Source organism: Dyella sp. (assembly GCF_035685885.1).
Taxonomy (GTDB): Bacteria; Pseudomonadota; Gammaproteobacteria; order Xanthomonadales; family Rhodanobacteraceae; genus Dyella.
The window spans coordinates 1-15,101 of record NZ_DASRZX010000064.1 but is presented as its reverse complement, the minus strand read 5'-3'; the positions used below and the strand labels follow the sequence as shown (position 1 = coordinate 15,101).

At 63.3% G+C, this 15,101-nt stretch carries 18 protein-coding genes; 12 read left to right on the top strand and 6 right to left on the bottom strand.

Annotation, left to right across the window (positions count from 1 at the left end; all coding sequences use genetic code 11):
• Positions 1-219: 219 nt before the first annotated feature.
• Positions 220-819 carry a DUF6933 domain-containing protein gene (locus tag VFG49_RS08305; protein ID WP_324859342.1) on the top strand — a complete coding sequence of 200 codons (600 nt, stop codon included), beginning with the start codon at positions 220-222 and terminating at the stop codon, positions 817-819.
• A gap of 288 nt (positions 820-1,107) precedes the next feature.
• On the opposite strand, the gene VFG49_RS08300 is transcribed toward VFG49_RS08305, so the two are convergent.
• The 3 genes from VFG49_RS08300 to VFG49_RS08290 are packed head-to-tail and all read right to left on the bottom strand — an operon-like array spanning position 1,108 to position 2,965.
• Complete coding sequence (locus VFG49_RS08300; protein ID WP_324859339.1) at positions 1,108-2,046, bottom strand: alpha/beta hydrolase; 939 nt, start codon at positions 2,044-2,046, stop codon at positions 1,108-1,110.
• Between the two features lie 36 nt (positions 2,047-2,082).
• Positions 2,083-2,583, bottom strand: a complete 501-nt coding sequence (locus tag VFG49_RS08295) for an SRPBCC family protein (RefSeq protein ID WP_324859337.1) — start codon at positions 2,581-2,583, stop codon at positions 2,083-2,085.
• Positions 2,561-2,965: a metalloregulator ArsR/SmtB family transcription factor gene (locus VFG49_RS08290; RefSeq protein ID WP_324859335.1), complete on the bottom strand. Its 405-nt coding sequence runs from the start codon at positions 2,963-2,965 to the stop codon at positions 2,561-2,563. Before VFG49_RS08290 ends, VFG49_RS08295 begins: the two co-directional genes overlap by 23 nt.
• Before the next feature lie 409 nt (positions 2,966-3,374).
• On the opposite strand from VFG49_RS08290, the gene VFG49_RS08285 reads away from it, so the two are divergent.
• The 3 genes from VFG49_RS08285 (at position 3,375) to VFG49_RS08275 (ending at position 6,403) form a co-directional block, all read left to right on the top strand.
• Positions 3,375-5,456 (top strand): catalase, encoded by a 2,082-nt coding sequence (locus VFG49_RS08285; RefSeq protein ID WP_324859333.1) that lies wholly within the window; start codon positions 3,375-3,377, stop codon positions 5,454-5,456.
• 179 nt (positions 5,457-5,635) lie between these two features.
• Positions 5,636-5,794: a hypothetical protein gene (locus VFG49_RS08280; RefSeq protein WP_324859332.1), complete on the top strand. Its 159-nt coding sequence runs from the start codon at positions 5,636-5,638 to the stop codon at positions 5,792-5,794.
• A 261-nt stretch (positions 5,795-6,055) separates the two neighbouring features.
• Positions 6,056-6,403: a zinc ribbon domain-containing protein YjdM gene (locus tag VFG49_RS08275; RefSeq protein ID WP_324859344.1), complete on the top strand. Its 348-nt coding sequence runs from the start codon at positions 6,056-6,058 to the stop codon at positions 6,401-6,403.
• A gap of 83 nt (positions 6,404-6,486) precedes the next feature.
• Here the strand turns inward: VFG49_RS08275 and VFG49_RS08270 are convergent, their stop codons facing one another.
• A complete protein-coding gene (locus VFG49_RS08270) occupies positions 6,487-7,167 on the bottom strand; it encodes an isochorismatase family protein (protein ID WP_324859330.1) in 681 nt (226 codons plus the stop codon).
• A gap of 114 nt (positions 7,168-7,281) precedes the next feature.
• Positions 7,282-8,160, bottom strand: coding sequence for a pirin family protein (locus VFG49_RS08265; RefSeq protein ID WP_324859328.1), 879 nt, complete (start codon positions 8,158-8,160; stop codon positions 7,282-7,284).
• A gap of 126 nt (positions 8,161-8,286) precedes the next feature.
• Between VFG49_RS08265 and VFG49_RS08260 the strand changes: the two genes are divergently transcribed.
• The 7 genes from VFG49_RS08260 to VFG49_RS08230 all read left to right on the top strand — a co-directional run bounded on the left by VFG49_RS08260 (position 8,287) and on the right by VFG49_RS08230 (position 14,270).
• Positions 8,287-9,186: a LysR family transcriptional regulator gene (locus tag VFG49_RS08260; protein ID WP_324859326.1), complete on the top strand. Its 900-nt coding sequence runs from the start codon at positions 8,287-8,289 to the stop codon at positions 9,184-9,186.
• A 429-nt stretch (positions 9,187-9,615) separates the two neighbouring features.
• Positions 9,616-10,806 (top strand): glycosyltransferase, encoded by a 1,191-nt coding sequence (locus VFG49_RS08255; protein ID WP_324859324.1) that lies wholly within the window; start codon positions 9,616-9,618, stop codon positions 10,804-10,806.
• Positions 10,803-11,939 carry an acyl-CoA dehydrogenase family protein gene (locus VFG49_RS08250; RefSeq protein WP_324859322.1) on the top strand — a complete coding sequence of 379 codons (1,137 nt, stop codon included), beginning with the start codon at positions 10,803-10,805 and terminating at the stop codon, positions 11,937-11,939. Before VFG49_RS08255 ends, VFG49_RS08250 begins: the two co-directional genes overlap by 4 nt.
• Positions 11,936-12,643: a PIG-L deacetylase family protein gene (locus tag VFG49_RS08245; RefSeq protein WP_324859320.1), complete on the top strand. Its 708-nt coding sequence runs from the start codon at positions 11,936-11,938 to the stop codon at positions 12,641-12,643. The genes VFG49_RS08250 and VFG49_RS08245 overlap by 4 nt, the downstream gene beginning before the upstream one ends.
• A complete protein-coding gene (locus VFG49_RS08240) occupies positions 12,630-13,244 on the top strand; it encodes a class I SAM-dependent methyltransferase (protein WP_324859318.1) in 615 nt (204 codons plus the stop codon). The genes VFG49_RS08245 and VFG49_RS08240 overlap by 14 nt, the downstream gene beginning before the upstream one ends.
• Before the next feature lie 93 nt (positions 13,245-13,337).
• The gene (locus VFG49_RS08235) at positions 13,338-13,736 is read left to right on the top strand and encodes a BON domain-containing protein (RefSeq protein WP_324859316.1); all 399 of its coding nucleotides are present in this window, start codon (positions 13,338-13,340) and stop codon (positions 13,734-13,736) included.
• A gap of 15 nt (positions 13,737-13,751) precedes the next feature.
• The gene (locus VFG49_RS08230; protein WP_324859314.1) at positions 13,752-14,270 is read left to right on the top strand and encodes a hypothetical protein; all 519 of its coding nucleotides are present in this window, start codon (positions 13,752-13,754) and stop codon (positions 14,268-14,270) included.
• A 388-nt stretch (positions 14,271-14,658) separates the two neighbouring features.
• Here the strand turns inward: VFG49_RS08230 and VFG49_RS08225 are convergent, their stop codons facing one another.
• A complete protein-coding gene (locus VFG49_RS08225; protein ID WP_324859312.1) occupies positions 14,659-14,835 on the bottom strand; it encodes a hypothetical protein in 177 nt (58 codons plus the stop codon).
• 62 nt (positions 14,836-14,897) lie between these two features.
• On the opposite strand from VFG49_RS08225, the gene VFG49_RS08220 reads away from it, so the two are divergent.
• The coding region (locus VFG49_RS08220; protein ID WP_324858101.1) for a helix-turn-helix domain-containing protein at positions 14,898-15,101 on the top strand (204 nt) is incomplete at its 3' end.

Below are 15,101 nucleotides of genomic sequence, written 5' to 3'. Positions count from 1 at the left end.
CCTGTGAGCGTGCTGGCGACATTGATGCCACCCGCTTCGTCGACATCACCCACCTCCTGGCCATTCACATAGGCGAAGTGATGCGTGTTGGCTCCGCCATACGGTGAGAACGTCGAGCCACTGACCGTACCGCTGCGGCTTCTACTGGTGATAAGCGATGACCAATTGCTTTCAAGGCTACTGAGAAACCGAGCGAGCAATCACCGTTAGAATCGCCCCATGATCACGTTCCGTTGCACCGCCAAACTGTTGAAGCGCCTTCATCAGCCGGCCAAGCTGCCAAAGCCTCCTGTGCCGAGCAATCCGCTGGGTGAGTGGTACGCCGACATCGACTTCTTTGAGCGCAAGCCATTCGTGGCGCTATTGAATGCCAGTACAGGTGCTGGGCTTGTACTCCCCGGACACGCTGAATTACTGAAGCATCTCCACATTCATGCCGGGCAGCAGCTCTTCAAGCTCTTGCTGCACTACGATTTCAACCCGGAATGGCCTCAATGCACCGCCGAATTGGCGGCTTGGGGGGCGCCGCCGACATTTGCGAACTCCAGTGATCGCAGTCTGTTGGGATCGCTGAATCGGTTCAAGCTCGAAGCTTGGCACTGCTTCGCGGACGGGAATCGCTCGCTTCCCGAAATTGCCGCCAGTTGGTGGGAGGGGATCTTCGGTCATCCCTCGCTCCCCAAATCGCATCTTGGAAGCGGACACTATCATCGCCCACTGGATTTAGTCTTGGATAAACTCGCTCCGCCCGGCACGGTGCTCATCGAGGAAGGCCGCGGGTGGATTCATCCCTTGATCGCTGCCAACGACGACACTTGAAGACGATGTTGGTCATTTTGGGCATTGACAGTGGCGTGTCTCTGCCGCAGCAGGCGATCGACCGCGTCTTGTGAGAAACAAGATCGAAGTCTGCCCTGCCCGCGATAATTGGCCCTAATTGCCTTGTCCTGGCGCCTGGTGTCTGCCATCGAACCAAGCGCCGCACGTCACCACCATCTTCATCCATGGACCCTCGCGTGTCCGCGGTGACGTGTCCGATTGTTCGAAACACAAAGGACAGACGCAGCTGCGCCGCGCGCTGATAGCTCCGTGAGCGCTTCACGGCCCCTAACCTATCGCCTTCAATGCAGCTCCGAGGAAGCGTCCGACGATCTGAGGCAGCATCGGATCGACGGGGAGCGTGTAGTGGGTGGTGTTGGGCAAGATGGCGAGCTCGTTTGCGGGCCGCAGGGAGCCATCGATACCGGCGTCGCGCTGGCCACCTCCCAGCGCCTTCCAGAACTCGACCATGTGCTCGGGCCGGATGGCGTCCGCGTCGGCAAAGACCAGAAGTGTGCGCGCATGAAGCTTGGCGACGTCGGCGCTCCAGTCAAAGGGGCGTTTGGTCAAGTCACCGACCTTCCTGAAAAGCTTGGTCCAATCGACATCGGGATAGGTCTCCCCTAGCGGCGATGCCTTGACGCCAGGGCCGAACGTGGCAGCGTTGGCCTCCAGCTGCCTGAAGGCCGCCACTCCCTCTGGATAAAAGCCGTCCTGCCTCATCGCCGCGGATACAACCACGAGTCGGTCGACCGCGTCCGGATGACGGATAGCGGTTTGCAGCGCGACGCTGGCGCCTAGCGAGTAACCCATGATGTCGGCCTTGCCGAGCTTCAGATAGCCGATCAGGGCGGCAATGTCGTCGGCCATCGTTTCACTGCGTAGCGGCCTGTCAGAGTCTGGCGTGCGCCCATGGGCCTGGAGATGGACGGCGATCACCTGCCTGCCCTTGGCCAGTCCGGCCACATTGTTTCCGAAGCTGTCCGGGTCGATGCCACCGTGGAGAAGCATGAGCGGCTTGCCGGCGCCATGCACGCTGTAGAAGAGATGCTGGCCATTGACGTCGGCAAAATGCTCATTCGACATGGCGAGAAACTCCTTGGCTTGGACTGGGAGCGCTGCAGTCAGCACGGCGGTCGCCATGGCAGTCTTCAGGAAATCGCGCCTGAGCATATCGTCCTCACTTGGCATCGAACTGACCAGCGCAGCGGCGATCGCGTGTTCCATCGCCGCCCTTTCCATACACCGTTGACTGAGCCGTGATCAGGATCTGCCGGCGAGCAATTCATCCAGCTGTGCGAACTGTTCGGGCAGGCCTTCCGCCGAGCCGGCGAGGGCTTCGTCGAGGGCCGCTTCTGTGGGATACAGCTCGTGGAAGGTGACCAGCGTCTTGCCGTCACTTTCTTCGAACGTCACCGTGGTCACGGCGCCCTGATCGCTGTCTTCGTTCGTCCATACGATGCGCTTGTGCGGCGCTACTTCTCTGTAGGTGCCGAAGAACGCCATCGGCTGTTCGAAGGACGGATGGCTGAACACGAGGCGATACGAGCCTCCGGTGCGGACATCCATATCGCATGAGACCAGCGACATGCCCACCGATTTCGGCACCCACCACTGCTTGAACAATTCGGGATTGCTCCACGCTTCGAAGACGATGTGCGCGGGGGCATTGAACGTTCGCTTCACGACGAGTTCGTGGTCGGACATCCGCTCCACGACGGTGCGGTTCATGGCGGCGGGACTACCTTCTTTTACGTTGGGCATCTGCCTTCTCCTTGCGTTTCAAGTGCTCGACAAGTTCGTCCAGCGCATCAAAGCGTGCGCTCCACAATTGGCGGTGCTGCTCGATCCAGGCGGCCTCTTCTTCCAGCCGGCGCTGTCCGAGCCTGCAGGTCCGCACGCGCCCGACCTTCTCTGTGATAACCAGCCCCGCCTGCTCCAGGACACTGACGTGTTTCTTCATGCCCGTGAGGGTCATCTGAAACCGTTGGGCAAGGTCGGTAATCGAAGCGTCCGAGCCCCCGAGCTGCTCCAGCACGCCACGTCGGGTGACATCGGAGAGCGCGGCAAACGTTGCGTCGAGGCGGGCTTGATAGTGAACCATATGGTTCACTGTAAGGCGCGCGTGGGCGATTTGCAAGCGCATGCCGAGCGCAGGCAACGCTTCGGCCGGCGGCCTTGTGGCAGCCGGATCAAGACGTCGGATGAGGCGTCGGGGTCGAAGGCAGGCGCTATGGCCCTACCCCCGATAAATGTCGCCAATGTGACAGAGAGGCCTCACTGGCTGCGTTTGGAAGAGCCGCCGCGTTTTCTCTCCTGCTGGACGTCCAGGTTGATGCCGCCGCGATTCCACCATCTCAGGTAGCGAGATACCGGCCCGCGGAATCAGGCGGCTGTCGGCACAAGACTCGCGCGCTCACGCGTGCCGAACGAACGCGAAGCGCCGGAATTCACCGCACGTCTGCACATCGCACGCCGGGGATTCACGACGCCGGGTAGAGCATCCAGCGACCACTGCGCAACGCCTCGCAATCGGTCGTCCGGAGGGATCAGCCATGGCCAGCAAGAAACCAGCCGCCCGCAAGGCGCCGTCCACCGAGACCCGTGGTCAGGGAGACGAGTTGCACCAGCAGGCCGGAGGCGCGCACCCGCCGCTGACGACCAATCAAGGCATCCCCGTTTCGGACAATCAGAACTCGCTGCGCGCGTCGCCACGCGGGCCCACGCTGCTTGAAGATTTCGTCCTGCGGGAAAAGATCACGCATTTCGATCACGAGCGCATTCCCGAACGCATCGTGCACGCGCGCGGCTCGGCGGCCCACGGACATTTCGAGCTGACCCGGTCGCTGGCCGACTACACCGACGCAAAAATCCTCACCGAAGTGGGCGTGAAGACACCCGTTTTCACGCGTTTCTCAACGGTCGCAGGCGGTGCCGGTTCGGTCGATACGCCGCGCGACGTGCGTGGTTTCGCGGTGAAGTTCTACACCAAGGAAGGCAACTGGGACCTGGTGGGCAACAACATACCGGTGTTCTTCATCCAGGACGCCATCAAGTTTCCCGATCTGGTGCATGCGGTGAAGATGGAGCCCGATCGCGGCTACCCGCAGGCCGCCACGGCGCACGATACGTTCTGGGATTTCGTCTCGCTGATGCCCGAATCCATGCACATGATCATGTGGGCGATGAGCGACCGCACCCTTCCCCGCTCCTTCCGCATGATGGAAGGATTCGGCGTGCACAGTTTTCGCCTGGTGCGCGCGGACGGTCAATCGACGTTTGTGAAATTCCACTGGCGCCCGCGCCTTGGGCTCCAGTCCACCGTGTGGGACGAAGCGGTGAAACTGCAGTCGGCGGACAACGATTTCCTGCGCCGCGATCTGTTCGAAGCCATCCAGGGCGGCAATTTCCCCGAATGGGATCTCGCGGTGCAGCTGTTTACCGAGGCGGATGCGGAGAAGTTCCCGTTCGATCACCTTGACGCTACCAAGCTGATTCCCGAAGAGCTGGTGCCACTCCAGGTCATTGGCAAAATGGTGCTCGATCGCTGGCCGGACAATTTTTTCGCGGAAACCGAGCAGGTGGCGTATTGCCCAGCCAACGTGCCGCCGGGCATCGATTTCTCCAACGATCCGCTGCTGCAAGGACGGCTGTTCTCGTATCTGGACACGCAGTTGTCGCGTCTTGGCTCGTCCAATTTCCACCAGATCCCGGTGAATGCGCCCAAGTGTCCCTTCCACAATCTGCAACGTGACGGCCATATGCAGATGGGCGTACCCAAGGGACGCGTGAACTACGAACCGAGTTCGCTGCAGGACGATTCACCGCGAGCAATATCCCAAGGTTTCCGTAGCGCCGCCACGCATGGCGACGATGGCGTCAAGGGGCGCGTCCGCGCGGAAAGTTTCTCCGATCACTACAGCCAGGCCCGCCTGTTTTTCCGTAGCCAGACCGGGACGGAACAGGCACACATGGCCTCGGCGCTGGTGTTTGAGCTGTCAAAGGTCGACACCGCGCACGTGCGCGAGGCGGTCGTGGGACACCTTCGGCATGTCGACGCCGACTTGGCGCAACGCGTCGCCGATGGCCTGGGCCTGGCCCGGCTGCCTCCTGCGCCTCCTGCTGCCGTGGCGCTGCAGGACATGCCACCCTCGCCCGCCCTGCAGATCCTCGGAAAGATGAAGGACACACTGCAGGGACGCACCATCGGCATCCTCGTGGATGACGATTCGGATGCCGCCATGGTGAAGGCGCTGCGCAAGGCGGCCGAAAAGGCGGGGGCGACCGTGAAACTGGTGGCGCCGCGCCGAGGTGTGACGCTGGACGACGGCAAGCCCATCGTCGCCGATGGCCAGCTTGCCGGCACGCCATCGGTGGTATTCGACGCGGTGGCGATCGTGCTGTCGGACGAGGCAGGCAAGCGACTGGCGAAGCAGGCGGCGGCGGTGGATTTTGCACGCGATGCCTACGGGCATCTCAAGGCGCTGGCGGCGAATGCGGGTGCCCAGCCGATCCTGCGCGCAGGTGGCCTGGTGAAGGATGCGGGCGTGACGGACGCCGCCGAGCTCGATGCGTTCCTCAAGGCCGCGCGCACACGCCAATGGCGTCGCGAACCCAAGCTTCGGCAACTGGCCTGAGGATTTCCGCCGGCGTCCGAAAGATCACAAGCCATCCGACCATGGCCGCGTGGCTTGCTCCGCAGAGGCACGCGCAATTTGCCGCATGTGCCACCTTGCCGCGCGCCTTTGTTCCATGTCGGTGCCAGACTCGCGCTCCCGCCACTTCACCGTTCGGGTGCACCGAACACGACTCCTTCATGAAAAAGTTCAAGCTTGAAAAGCCTACGGGAACGACGGTGGTCCTGATTCTCCTGTCGATGCTGGGCATGACCATCTACGGCGCCATTGCCGTTGGGCTCGCGTCCCAGATCGGCAAGCCACCGGGCGTGGTGCCGGGTGTAACGGCCGACGAGTAGGTTTCTCCGGGCACAGTCGTGGCAGTCAAAGCTGCCCTGCCCGCTTGCCAAGCCACGGGATCTGCGCCTGACGCACTGGCCCAGCCTCGAAGGCAAGGCGTATTTCCCGGATAATTGCCCGGTACGCGAAGAGCCTGTTCCGCGCGCGGCGAAACAGCGTCCACGAAGGCTCAGGCCGGGGTCGCCATGTTGTCGCCCATCCCTGTTCGCGCCATCGATGAAAGCCCCGCAAACGCGGGTGAAAAAGCCCTGGAGTTGATCATGATTTCCCCCGATGCCCCCGCTTGCCCGCTTTGCGGCATGGAGAACACGTATCCGGACAACGGGCAATTCATTTGTCCTGACTGCGCGCACGAATGGCCGCAAAACGCCGCGCCATCGGAAGAAGCCACCATGGTTGTGCGTGATGTCAACGGCAACGTGCTCGGCAGCGGTGATTCGGTGGTGGTGATCAAGGACCTGAAGGTCAAGGGTTCTTCCATACCGCTGAAGCAAGGCACCGTAATCCGCAACATTCGCCTGGTGGATGGCGACCCCGAGCACATCGAGGGCAGCTCCGACAAGATCAAAGGGCTGGTGCTCAAGGTCTGCTTTCTGAGAAAGGCTTGAGCGTCATCACGGCAATGCTTGGTCATGCCGGGCACGCATGACGAAGATGACGGAGGCCGGGAATTTCCCGGCCTCCGTCTGCGTCACTTGCGCTGCGAATCCAGCACCTCGTGGTTTGCGACCACCTCCTGTGCCTTGAGGTAGCTTTCGATCAACAGCTGGTACGGCGGGAACACCATGGTGTATGCCTCGGCCCACTGCTGGGCGTCTTCGCGGTTCCAGGTCTGCTGCAACTCGGACAACACCGCACCGGTGTCGATCGGCACGACGCCCGCCTGCACGATGCGCGCGAGCGTGATCTCCTGCGCCATTTTCGAATACGTGCCCGAGGCATCCACCACGGCGAACACGCGATAGCCATCATTGACGGCGCTGATGCTGGGGAAGGCCATGCACACGCTGGTGATGGTGCCGGCGATGATCAGCGTCTTCTTGCCGGTGGCCTTCACCGCGTCGACGAAATCGGGGTTGTCCCAGGCATTGATCTGGCCCTTGCGCGCCACGTACTGCGCATGCGGCGCGACTTGGTGGATCTCGGGAATCAGCGGGCCGTTCGGTCCCTGCGGCACCGAGGCAGTCGTGATCACCGGAATCTTCGCCAGCGTGGCGGCCTTGGCCAGCGCAATGGCATGCGAACGCAGCGTGGTCATCGACATGTCGGCCACGGTCTGGAACAGGCCGCTCTGGTGATCGATCAACAGCATCGCGGTGTCGTTGACGTCGATGGTGGGAATCTTGCCGTTGAAGTTGGCGGGAGTACTCATGGTCGAAGCTCCGGGTTGGATGACGGGCAAAGCCCGATCGTGACCGGCGGCGACGGCTGCCGGCTGCTTGGAGGAAAGGGGGCTGTTGCGCCGCGCATGGCGCAACGGTGTCGATCAGGCGCTGCCTTGCGCCGGCATGCGGCCAAAGCGTCCGTTGCTGAAGTCGTCGATGGCCTGATGGATTTCGGCGACCGTGTTCATCACGAAGGGGCCGCGACCCACGATGGGTTCGTTCAGCGGTTCGCCGCCGAGCAACAGCAGCGTGGTGTCGGCGTTCGCTTCGATCCGCACCTCGGTGCCGGCGCGGTCGAGCATCACCATCTGCGCATCGCGGGCGATCTCGCTGCCGTTCACCTGCACGGTGCCACGCAGCACCACCAGCGCCAGCGTCTGGCCTTCGGGCAGCGAGAAGCGCGTGCCGTGGCCGGCGTTGAGGCGCACGTCCCACACGTTGATCGGGCTGAAGGTTTGCGCGGGGCCGTGATGGCCTTCGTAGTCACCGGCGATCACGCGCACCGTGCCGGCGCCGCCGGGCAGCGCCACCGACGGAATGTCGGCGTTGAGCAGGTTCTGGTAGCGCGGCGCAGCCATCTTGTGTTTCGCGGGCAGGTTCACCCACAGCTGCACCATGTCCAGCACGCCGCCGTTGCGGGTGAACTCGTGCGAATGAAATTCCTCGTGCAGGATGCCCGAGGCCGCCGTCATCCACTGCACGTCGCCGGGGCCGATGGTGCCGCCCGCGCCGGTGGAGTCGCGATGCTCCACCTCGCCCTCATAGACGATGGTCACCGTCTCGAAACCGCGGTGCGGGTGTTGCCCTACGCCGCGTGGTTCCTTGGCCGGCGGAAAATGCGCCGGACCGGCATAGTCCAGCAACAGGAAGGGGCTCATGTGCTCGCCGTGGCTGTCGTACGAAAACAGCGAGCGAACCGGAAAGCCGTCGCCGACCCAGTGGCCGCGCGGGGCACCGTACAGGCCAAGCACCTTCTTCATGGACGTCTCCTGTTTGGCAGCCCGATGGGCGCCTTGTTGACGGAGGACGATATCTCCGGAACGATAGACCCGGTAGATGGCGATTTTTGCCAGCTGCGTCCCATGGGCGGAACGATGAGGGCCCGCATGCGCGATCTCAACGACCTGTATTACTTCGCCCAGGTGGTCGAACACCAAGGCTTTGCGCCAGCCAGCCGTGCGCTGCATGTGCCCAAGTCCAAACTGAGCCGACGCGTGGCCCTGCTCGAAGAGGAACTCGGCGTGCGACTGATCCAGCGCTCATCGCGCCATTTCTCGGTGACCGACATCGGCCAGGAGTTCTACCGGCATTGCCAGGCCATGCTGGTCGAGGCGAACGCCGCGGACGAAGCCATTGCGCTACGCCGCGCCGAGCCACAGGGCGTGGTGCGCGTGAGCTGTCCCATCGCGCTGCTGCAGGCGCGCGTGGACGCGATTCTCGCCGACTTCATGTTGGAGTGCCCCAAGGTCACCGTGATGCTGGAGAGCACCAACCGCCGCGTGGATGTCATTGCCGAGGGATTCGATATAGCCATCCGCGCGCGTCCACCACCACTGGAGGACAGCGATCTGGCGCTGCGCGTGTTCGCCGAACGCAGCTGGCGTCTGGTGGCGAGTCCATCACTGGTGACACGCCTTGGTCGTCCGCTCGTCCCGGCCGATCTCAGCAGCTTTCCCACCGTGGACATGGTGCCGCCCGTTGGCCCGCATATCTGGGAACTCGATGGTCCGGGCGCGGCGCATGCATCCCTGTACCACACGCCGCGCATGGTCACCGACGACATGATTGCCTTGCGTACCGCTGCGATGCATGGCGTGGGCGTGACGCAGTTGCCCGACATGATCGTGACCGACCAGCTGAAGAGTGGCGACCTGATCGCATTGCTGCCGGACTGGTCGCCGAAGCTCGGTATCGTGCATGCCGTATTTCCGTCGAGGCGCGGGTTGCTGCCGTCTGTGCGGGCGCTGATCGACTTCCTGGCCAGCCGCCTGGGCGATGCCGATTGACGCTGCGAAACGTGCGTCGGAACGAGGCGACACGTTGAAGGCCTTGCTGATCTTCACGTTCCAGGTAGTCGGAGTTGCGGCCGTGGCCGCGGCTTGCACCGAGCCCGTTGGGCCAACTTCTTTGAGGAAGGGGCCTGATGCTGGTCTTTCTCGTCGCGGCGCTTCTGGAAGACGCGCTGGTACGAAGGTGTGCTGGATCGTGCAGCCACTTTTCTGGCCCGACGAAAACGTCACGAGCCTGCGCGTACCGCAATAACGGCCGCGTCAAAATTTCATGCGCGTCACGCACTGCGTGCGCACGACGGCGCCAACAGCTCACCGACGTCTCTCGCGAACTCGACAGGTCGTTCACCAGGGCCGACGCAGCATCGATGCCAGGTGATGCCACGTTTGTCTCCTCACCGCATCCGGGTGAACACGGGACCTTTCATGTCAGTCGATTTCACGCTCGCCAGGATGCCCGACGGCATCGTCATCCGACATTCGTGGCGTAATCTTGCGTGGCGCCAATCGGTGCTTGATGGCATCGTCGCGGTTCCCGCCTGCGACGAAGCGAGCCGCATCGGTGGTTGCCTCGCCGCACTGGCTGCCCAGGCACCGTCGCGTCACGGTGCGTTCGGTGTACTGGTGCTCGTCAACGGCAGTACGGATGCCACACTGCGCGAAACCATGGCCCACGGGCGGCGCGAAAGCATGCCCATGTGGGTCGTCGACGTTGACTTGCCTCGCGCGCGACGAGATGCAGGCGCATCGCGTTGCCTGGCCGTGCGCCTTGCCATGGACCAGCTCGCCTCGCCGCATGGCGCGATCTTCACCACCGATGCGGACAGCATTCCGCCGCGGGATTGGATCACTGCCTATGGCGAGCTGTTGCACGCGGGCTACGACGCGGTAGCCGGTTTGACCACCCTCCATGCCGACGACGCTGAGGATCTGCCGCGATCGCTGCGGCTGCGCGAGCAGTTGGAGCGGCGCTACGAAAGTTGCCTGGATGCGTTGGAAAGCTGGTTCGATCCGGTGGCGCACAACCCATGGCCACGCCATTACCAGGCCAGTGGCGCCAATCTTGCGATGAAGCGCTCCTGCCTGGCTGCGCTGGCCGATGCGCCATGGCCGGTTTGCGGTGAAGACAAGGCCATGGTCAAGTGGCTTGAGCACCATGATTTTCGCGTCAGGCATGACACCTCGCGCAAGGTGCTCACCTCGGGCCGCATCTTTGGTCGCGCCAAAGGTGGCATGGCCGACACGATGCGTCGGCGCATTCTCGATCCGCATGCCCTGTGCGACGACCGCCTGGAGGCGGTGGATCGTGCCTGCTTTCGGGCGCGAGCGCGCCGAGTATTCCGCGGATGGCACCGGCTCGGTTCGCCCTCCGCCTCGCAGGCGGAATCATTCGCGAGCCAGCTACGCGTGCCGGCCACGCTCGTGACGCATGCGTTGGAGCATGCGCATTTCGGCGCGGCATGGGCGAGCCTGGAACAGTCGTCGTCGCGGCTGGTGCGTGAAGCGCTGAGTCCAGGCCAACTGGCGCATCAATGCACGCGCGGCGAAGCCATGCTTTCGCGCCTCAGCCTCCCCCATCTGGTCGCAGACGCTGAGACAGCGCAGGTAGCGCCATGAATGCTTTGCCACGTCATCGACAGCCCCATGCACTGCCTGCCCTTCCGGACCGCGACACGTTGCAGCGCACGCTCGATCCGCTGGCTGCCGAGGACGACCGCACCGACGGCGCGCCACTCGAAGGGCTCAGATACCTGGTCGCTTGCGGTGCGAGCAACGCAGTGCTTCCGGCCTCGTCGGGAGGATGCGAGTTCGGCTGGTCCCCGACGTCTTCCGCCGCCTTGTTCGGCTGGCTGCGTGCATTGGGCGGCACGCATTTGTCGCTGGCTCGCCTCTACGAAGGCCATGTCAATGCGTTCCAGCTCATCTGGACCTATGGCAATGCATCCCAGCGTGACCAACTCTGTCGCTACGTGGCGGATGGCGGCTGGCTGGGTGTCTGGAATGCTCCGCATGCAAGTGGTCCGCTGCGACTGGAAGATGGTGTGGATGGCAGCCCGGTGCTTGCCGGGCAGAAGGCGTATGCGTCCGGCGCGGGCCTCATCAACCGTCCATTGACCACGGCGCAGCACCCTGCGCTCGGCTACGTGATGGTGTGGCCGGAGGCGCGCTACCAGGTGGGTGGCCGGGAGGCGTGGGACATGCACGGCATGCGCGCCTCCATCACCCTGCCCGTCAGCTATCACCATGCCACGCTGAAGTGGGATGACGTCATCGGCCACGATAACGACTATCACCGCGAGCCGCTGTTCACCACCGGTGCCTGGAGATTCCTTGCGGCGCAACTGGGCGCAGGCGAGCGGCTCGTCGAACTGATGGCCCGCGCGCTGCTTGCTGCCGGTCGCGACGGCGATCCGCATCAGCGTGCCCGCGTCGCCGAGGCAGCCATCGCCGTGGCCTCCGCCGTGCAATGGGTCGATAGCGCGCGCACGGCGGCCGACGGCCGCGTTCCCTGCGAAGAAGCCACCCACGTCGCACGCATGGCCCGTGTCGCCGTGGAACGCCATCTGCTGGATGTCATCGAACTGGTGCAGCGTTCGGTCGGCCTGGCGGCGTTTCGGCGGGACCATCCGATCGAGCGCACCGCGCGGGATCTCACCACCTACCTGCGGCAGCCGGTGCCTGACCTGGTGCGCGACAAGGTTGGCGAATACGCGCTTGCCGCGTGCAAACAAGGCAGCGACGGCCCATGAGTTTCGCGAGCGCCACGCTTCGCCTGCCATGGGCGTCGCCCGATGATCTGCTGCACGAACGTGGCCTGGTTGTTGTTGCCCCGCATCCCGACGATGAAACACTGGGTTGCGGCGGCTTGCTTGCAGGGGCCAGTCGCGCCGATCGTCTCCGCCACGTCGTCTTCCTCACTGATGGCGAGCGATCCCACCCTGGCACGGGCGAAGATCTGGCCGCCATCCGTCGGACGGAGGCGATGGTGGCAACGGCTTATCTTGGCCTTGCGCCATCGCAGCTGAGTTTTCTGGGACTTCCGGACAGCGGGCTGGCGACATTGCAGGAGGAGGATCGTGCATGGGCCATGCAGTGGTTGCGCTGTCTTGCGGTGGAACGGAGCCCGTGCATTGTCGTCGTCACCAGCGACACCGATCAGCACAGCGATCATCGGGCGGCATTCACGCTGGTGGCTGAAGCCATCAAGAGCCTGCCCGGCGTCGAACTCATGGCTTATCCAGTATGGAGCTGGCTTTTGCTTGACGGCCCCGGCCCGCTGGCAGGCGTGCGCATCGACGTCAGCGGGTATCGAAAGGAAAAAGACGCCGCCATACGCGCCTACGCCAGTCAGCTCGGCGAGCGTGTGCGCGACGTTGAAGGCTTCCGGATCCCCGGGCAGTTGTTGGGCCACGTGACCGGCGGCACGGAGGTACTGCTGCATGTCCAGCTATGACCATGAGCATTTCGAGCGACTGTATACGCACGATCCCGATCCATGGGCGGTGCTCACCAGCACCTATGAACGGGACAAGTACCAGGCCACTCTCCACGCGTTGAGTCGCCCCCGCTATGCGCAGGCCTTGGAACTTGGATGTTCCATCGGTGGATTGACCCGCTGGCTCGCTCCTCGCTGCCAAACGCTGGTTGCCGTCGATACCAGTGAAACGGCCTTGCAACGGGCGCGATCCGCGTGTCCTGCTCCGCAGGTGAAGTTTGTGCAGGCCCATCTGCCCGACGGCGATTGGCAGGGCACGTTCGATCTGGTCGTGCTTTCGGAAATCCTTTACTACTTCAGCGTCCCTGCCCTCGCGCAGCTGGCGGAGCGCCTGTCCCGCATGACCACCGCGCACACGGATTTCGTGGTGGTTCACTGGACGGGTGAAACCGACTACCCACTCAGTGGCGATTGCGCGACGGAACTGTTCCGGCATCTCATGTATGCCGACGTGCGCATGCGCATGCGTAACGATCGCTATCGACTGGAGACCTGGTCACCGGGTCTTCGCAGCTTTTCCGGGCCGCTGATGCCGCATGAAGCGACGCGAAACAAATAGCAACGCTTGATGCCAAGCAGGCGCAGGTTCCACAGCCGGTTCACGCCTCGATTCCAACCATCAACCACCAGCCCACTGATGGGAGAGGCAATCATGAATTCTGGATGCAAGCTAGCCCTGTCGATCGCCGTCGCAACGTTTTGCGCGAGCGCAGCGATCGCGCAAAACGCTCCCGTATCGTCTTCCACCTCAGGTCACGCGGCGGACAACACCGCCGTCAACGCCCGGGATCGATCCGACGCGTCGAAGACCAGCGATGCGCAACCCAACGATAAGAGCGACGTGAAGTTGGTTGCTGCAGTGCGCCGCGCCCTGACAAAGGACTCGTCGCTGTCCGTGATGGCGCACAACGTGAAGATCATCGCCACTGGCGGGACGGTCACGCTGCGCGGACCGGTGAAGAGCGACGACGAGAAAACCCGCATTGAGGGCATCGTGCAGTCGGTGTCGGGTGTGCAGCGCGTCGACAATGAACTTGAAGTCAAACCCTAAATGTCGGAGGCGACCATGAAAGATTCGGTGTATTGCATCGCAACCACGCTGGAGCAGGCCGAGGCCATCGTACTCAACCTCAAGCAACAGGGATTCACTGCCGACGCCATCTCGGCGCTGTTGCCGGACAAGCGCGGCAGCAAGGATTTCGCGCACGAGCACAACACGAAGGCGCCCGAAGGTGCCACCGCCGGCGGCGTTGCGGGCCTTGGCGTCGGTGCGGCGGTCGGCTGGCTGGCCGGCATTGGTGCACTGGCCATTCCCGGGCTTGGCCCATTCATTGCCGCGGGCCCCATCATGGCGGCGCTCGGCGGTGCAGCCGTGGGTGGCGCGGCCGGCGGACTGATCGGCGGACTCGTCGGCCTGGGCATGCCCGAATACGAAGCCAAGCGCTACGACGCCAAGGTCCGCGCCGGAAACATACTCATCTCGGTTCATGTCGAGACGTCCGAGCAGCGTTCGCTCGCCAAGGACATCTTCAAGAATCACGGGGCGGAAGACATCGCCAGCGCCTCCGAAGCAAAGCCTTCCTAAAATGTCGTTGCCATGAGTCGAGTGAAAGTTGAACGGGAAGTGCGCGCTCAGGGCAAGGATCGACGAGTGGTTCCGTCGCGGCCCGTGTTGGCATCTTTGCACAACGCCGTCATCAAGCTGGAGCAAAAGGTAGCCCGATAGGAGTCGGGCTACCTCCGTCGCCTGCTGTCATTGATGGGGCACTCGCGCATCGCTTGCTGGCACGCGCGAATCCAGGGCTGATCCCTCAACGCGAGTTCAACCAGCAGCCGTCCCACATCGTGGATCCGGCATTGGGTCGCGCGGCACGATCAGTAAAAGGCCCGCCTGCGCAGAGAAAATCTTTTCAGGGAGCGCCAACCAACGCGCACGGAGCGACGGACGGCCGTGGCTCGCTACCCTGAGATCACTACCCCTGACCCAGCGTCATGAACATCACCACCGCGGCTATACCCATGATGATGGTCGCGAGCCAGCCCAGCGACAACAGCCAGCCGCGGACGAAGTGCTCGCCCATCACCTTTTTTCGCCGCGCCACAATCATGATCGCGGCCATCAGTGGCACCGCGCACACGCCGTTGACCACGGCGCTCCAATACAACGGGCGGTATCTAAGATCAAGTGCAACACCCGGGGACGAGGTGATGCATGGGCCGGCACTACAATCATCTGAGCGCCGAAGAACGCGGTGCGATCATGGTCGGCAAGGCACGTGGCGAGAGTGCGCGGCAGCTGGCACGGGTCTTGGGGCGCTCCCCCAGCACCATCTCGCGGGAGCTTGCTCGTAACGGGCATCGAGAGCCGTCCGAGACGCCGCAGTTAGGGCGGCCGACACTGGGTTATGACGCCAGT

Bases quoted from the DNA above. Each gene is read 5' to 3' on its own strand.
- VFG49_RS08235 (WP_324859316.1), top strand. From the start codon at position 13,338: ATGAATTCTGGATGCAAGCTAGCCCTGTCGATCGCCGTCGCAACGTTT.
- VFG49_RS08295 (WP_324859337.1), bottom strand. From the start codon at position 2,583: ATGCCCAACGTAAAAGAAGGTAGTCCCGCCGCCATGAACCGCACCGTC.
- VFG49_RS08270 (WP_324859330.1), bottom strand. From the start codon at position 7,167: ATGAGTACTCCCGCCAACTTCAACGGCAAGATTCCCACCATCGACGTC.
- VFG49_RS08285 (WP_324859333.1), top strand. From the start codon at position 3,375: ATGGCCAGCAAGAAACCAGCCGCCCGCAAGGCGCCGTCCACCGAGACC.
- VFG49_RS08305 (WP_324859342.1), top strand. From the start codon at position 220: ATGATCACGTTCCGTTGCACCGCCAAACTGTTGAAGCGCCTTCATCAG.
- VFG49_RS08245 (WP_324859320.1), top strand. From the start codon at position 11,936: ATGAGTTTCGCGAGCGCCACGCTTCGCCTGCCATGGGCGTCGCCCGAT.
- VFG49_RS08230 (WP_324859314.1), top strand. From the start codon at position 13,752: ATGAAAGATTCGGTGTATTGCATCGCAACCACGCTGGAGCAGGCCGAG.
- VFG49_RS08240 (WP_324859318.1), top strand. From the start codon at position 12,630: ATGTCCAGCTATGACCATGAGCATTTCGAGCGACTGTATACGCACGAT.
- VFG49_RS08280 (WP_324859332.1), top strand. From the start codon at position 5,636: ATGAAAAAGTTCAAGCTTGAAAAGCCTACGGGAACGACGGTGGTCCTG.
- VFG49_RS08255 (WP_324859324.1), top strand. From the start codon at position 9,616: ATGTCAGTCGATTTCACGCTCGCCAGGATGCCCGACGGCATCGTCATC.
- VFG49_RS08265 (WP_324859328.1), bottom strand. From the start codon at position 8,160: ATGAAGAAGGTGCTTGGCCTGTACGGTGCCCCGCGCGGCCACTGGGTC.
- VFG49_RS08260 (WP_324859326.1), top strand. From the start codon at position 8,287: ATGCGCGATCTCAACGACCTGTATTACTTCGCCCAGGTGGTCGAACAC.
- VFG49_RS08275 (WP_324859344.1), top strand. From the start codon at position 6,056: ATGATTTCCCCCGATGCCCCCGCTTGCCCGCTTTGCGGCATGGAGAAC.
- VFG49_RS08300 (WP_324859339.1), bottom strand. From the start codon at position 2,046: ATGGAACACGCGATCGCCGCTGCGCTGGTCAGTTCGATGCCAAGTGAG.
- VFG49_RS08290 (WP_324859335.1), bottom strand. From the start codon at position 2,965: ATGCGCTTGCAAATCGCCCACGCGCGCCTTACAGTGAACCATATGGTT.
- VFG49_RS08250 (WP_324859322.1), top strand. From the start codon at position 10,803: ATGAATGCTTTGCCACGTCATCGACAGCCCCATGCACTGCCTGCCCTT.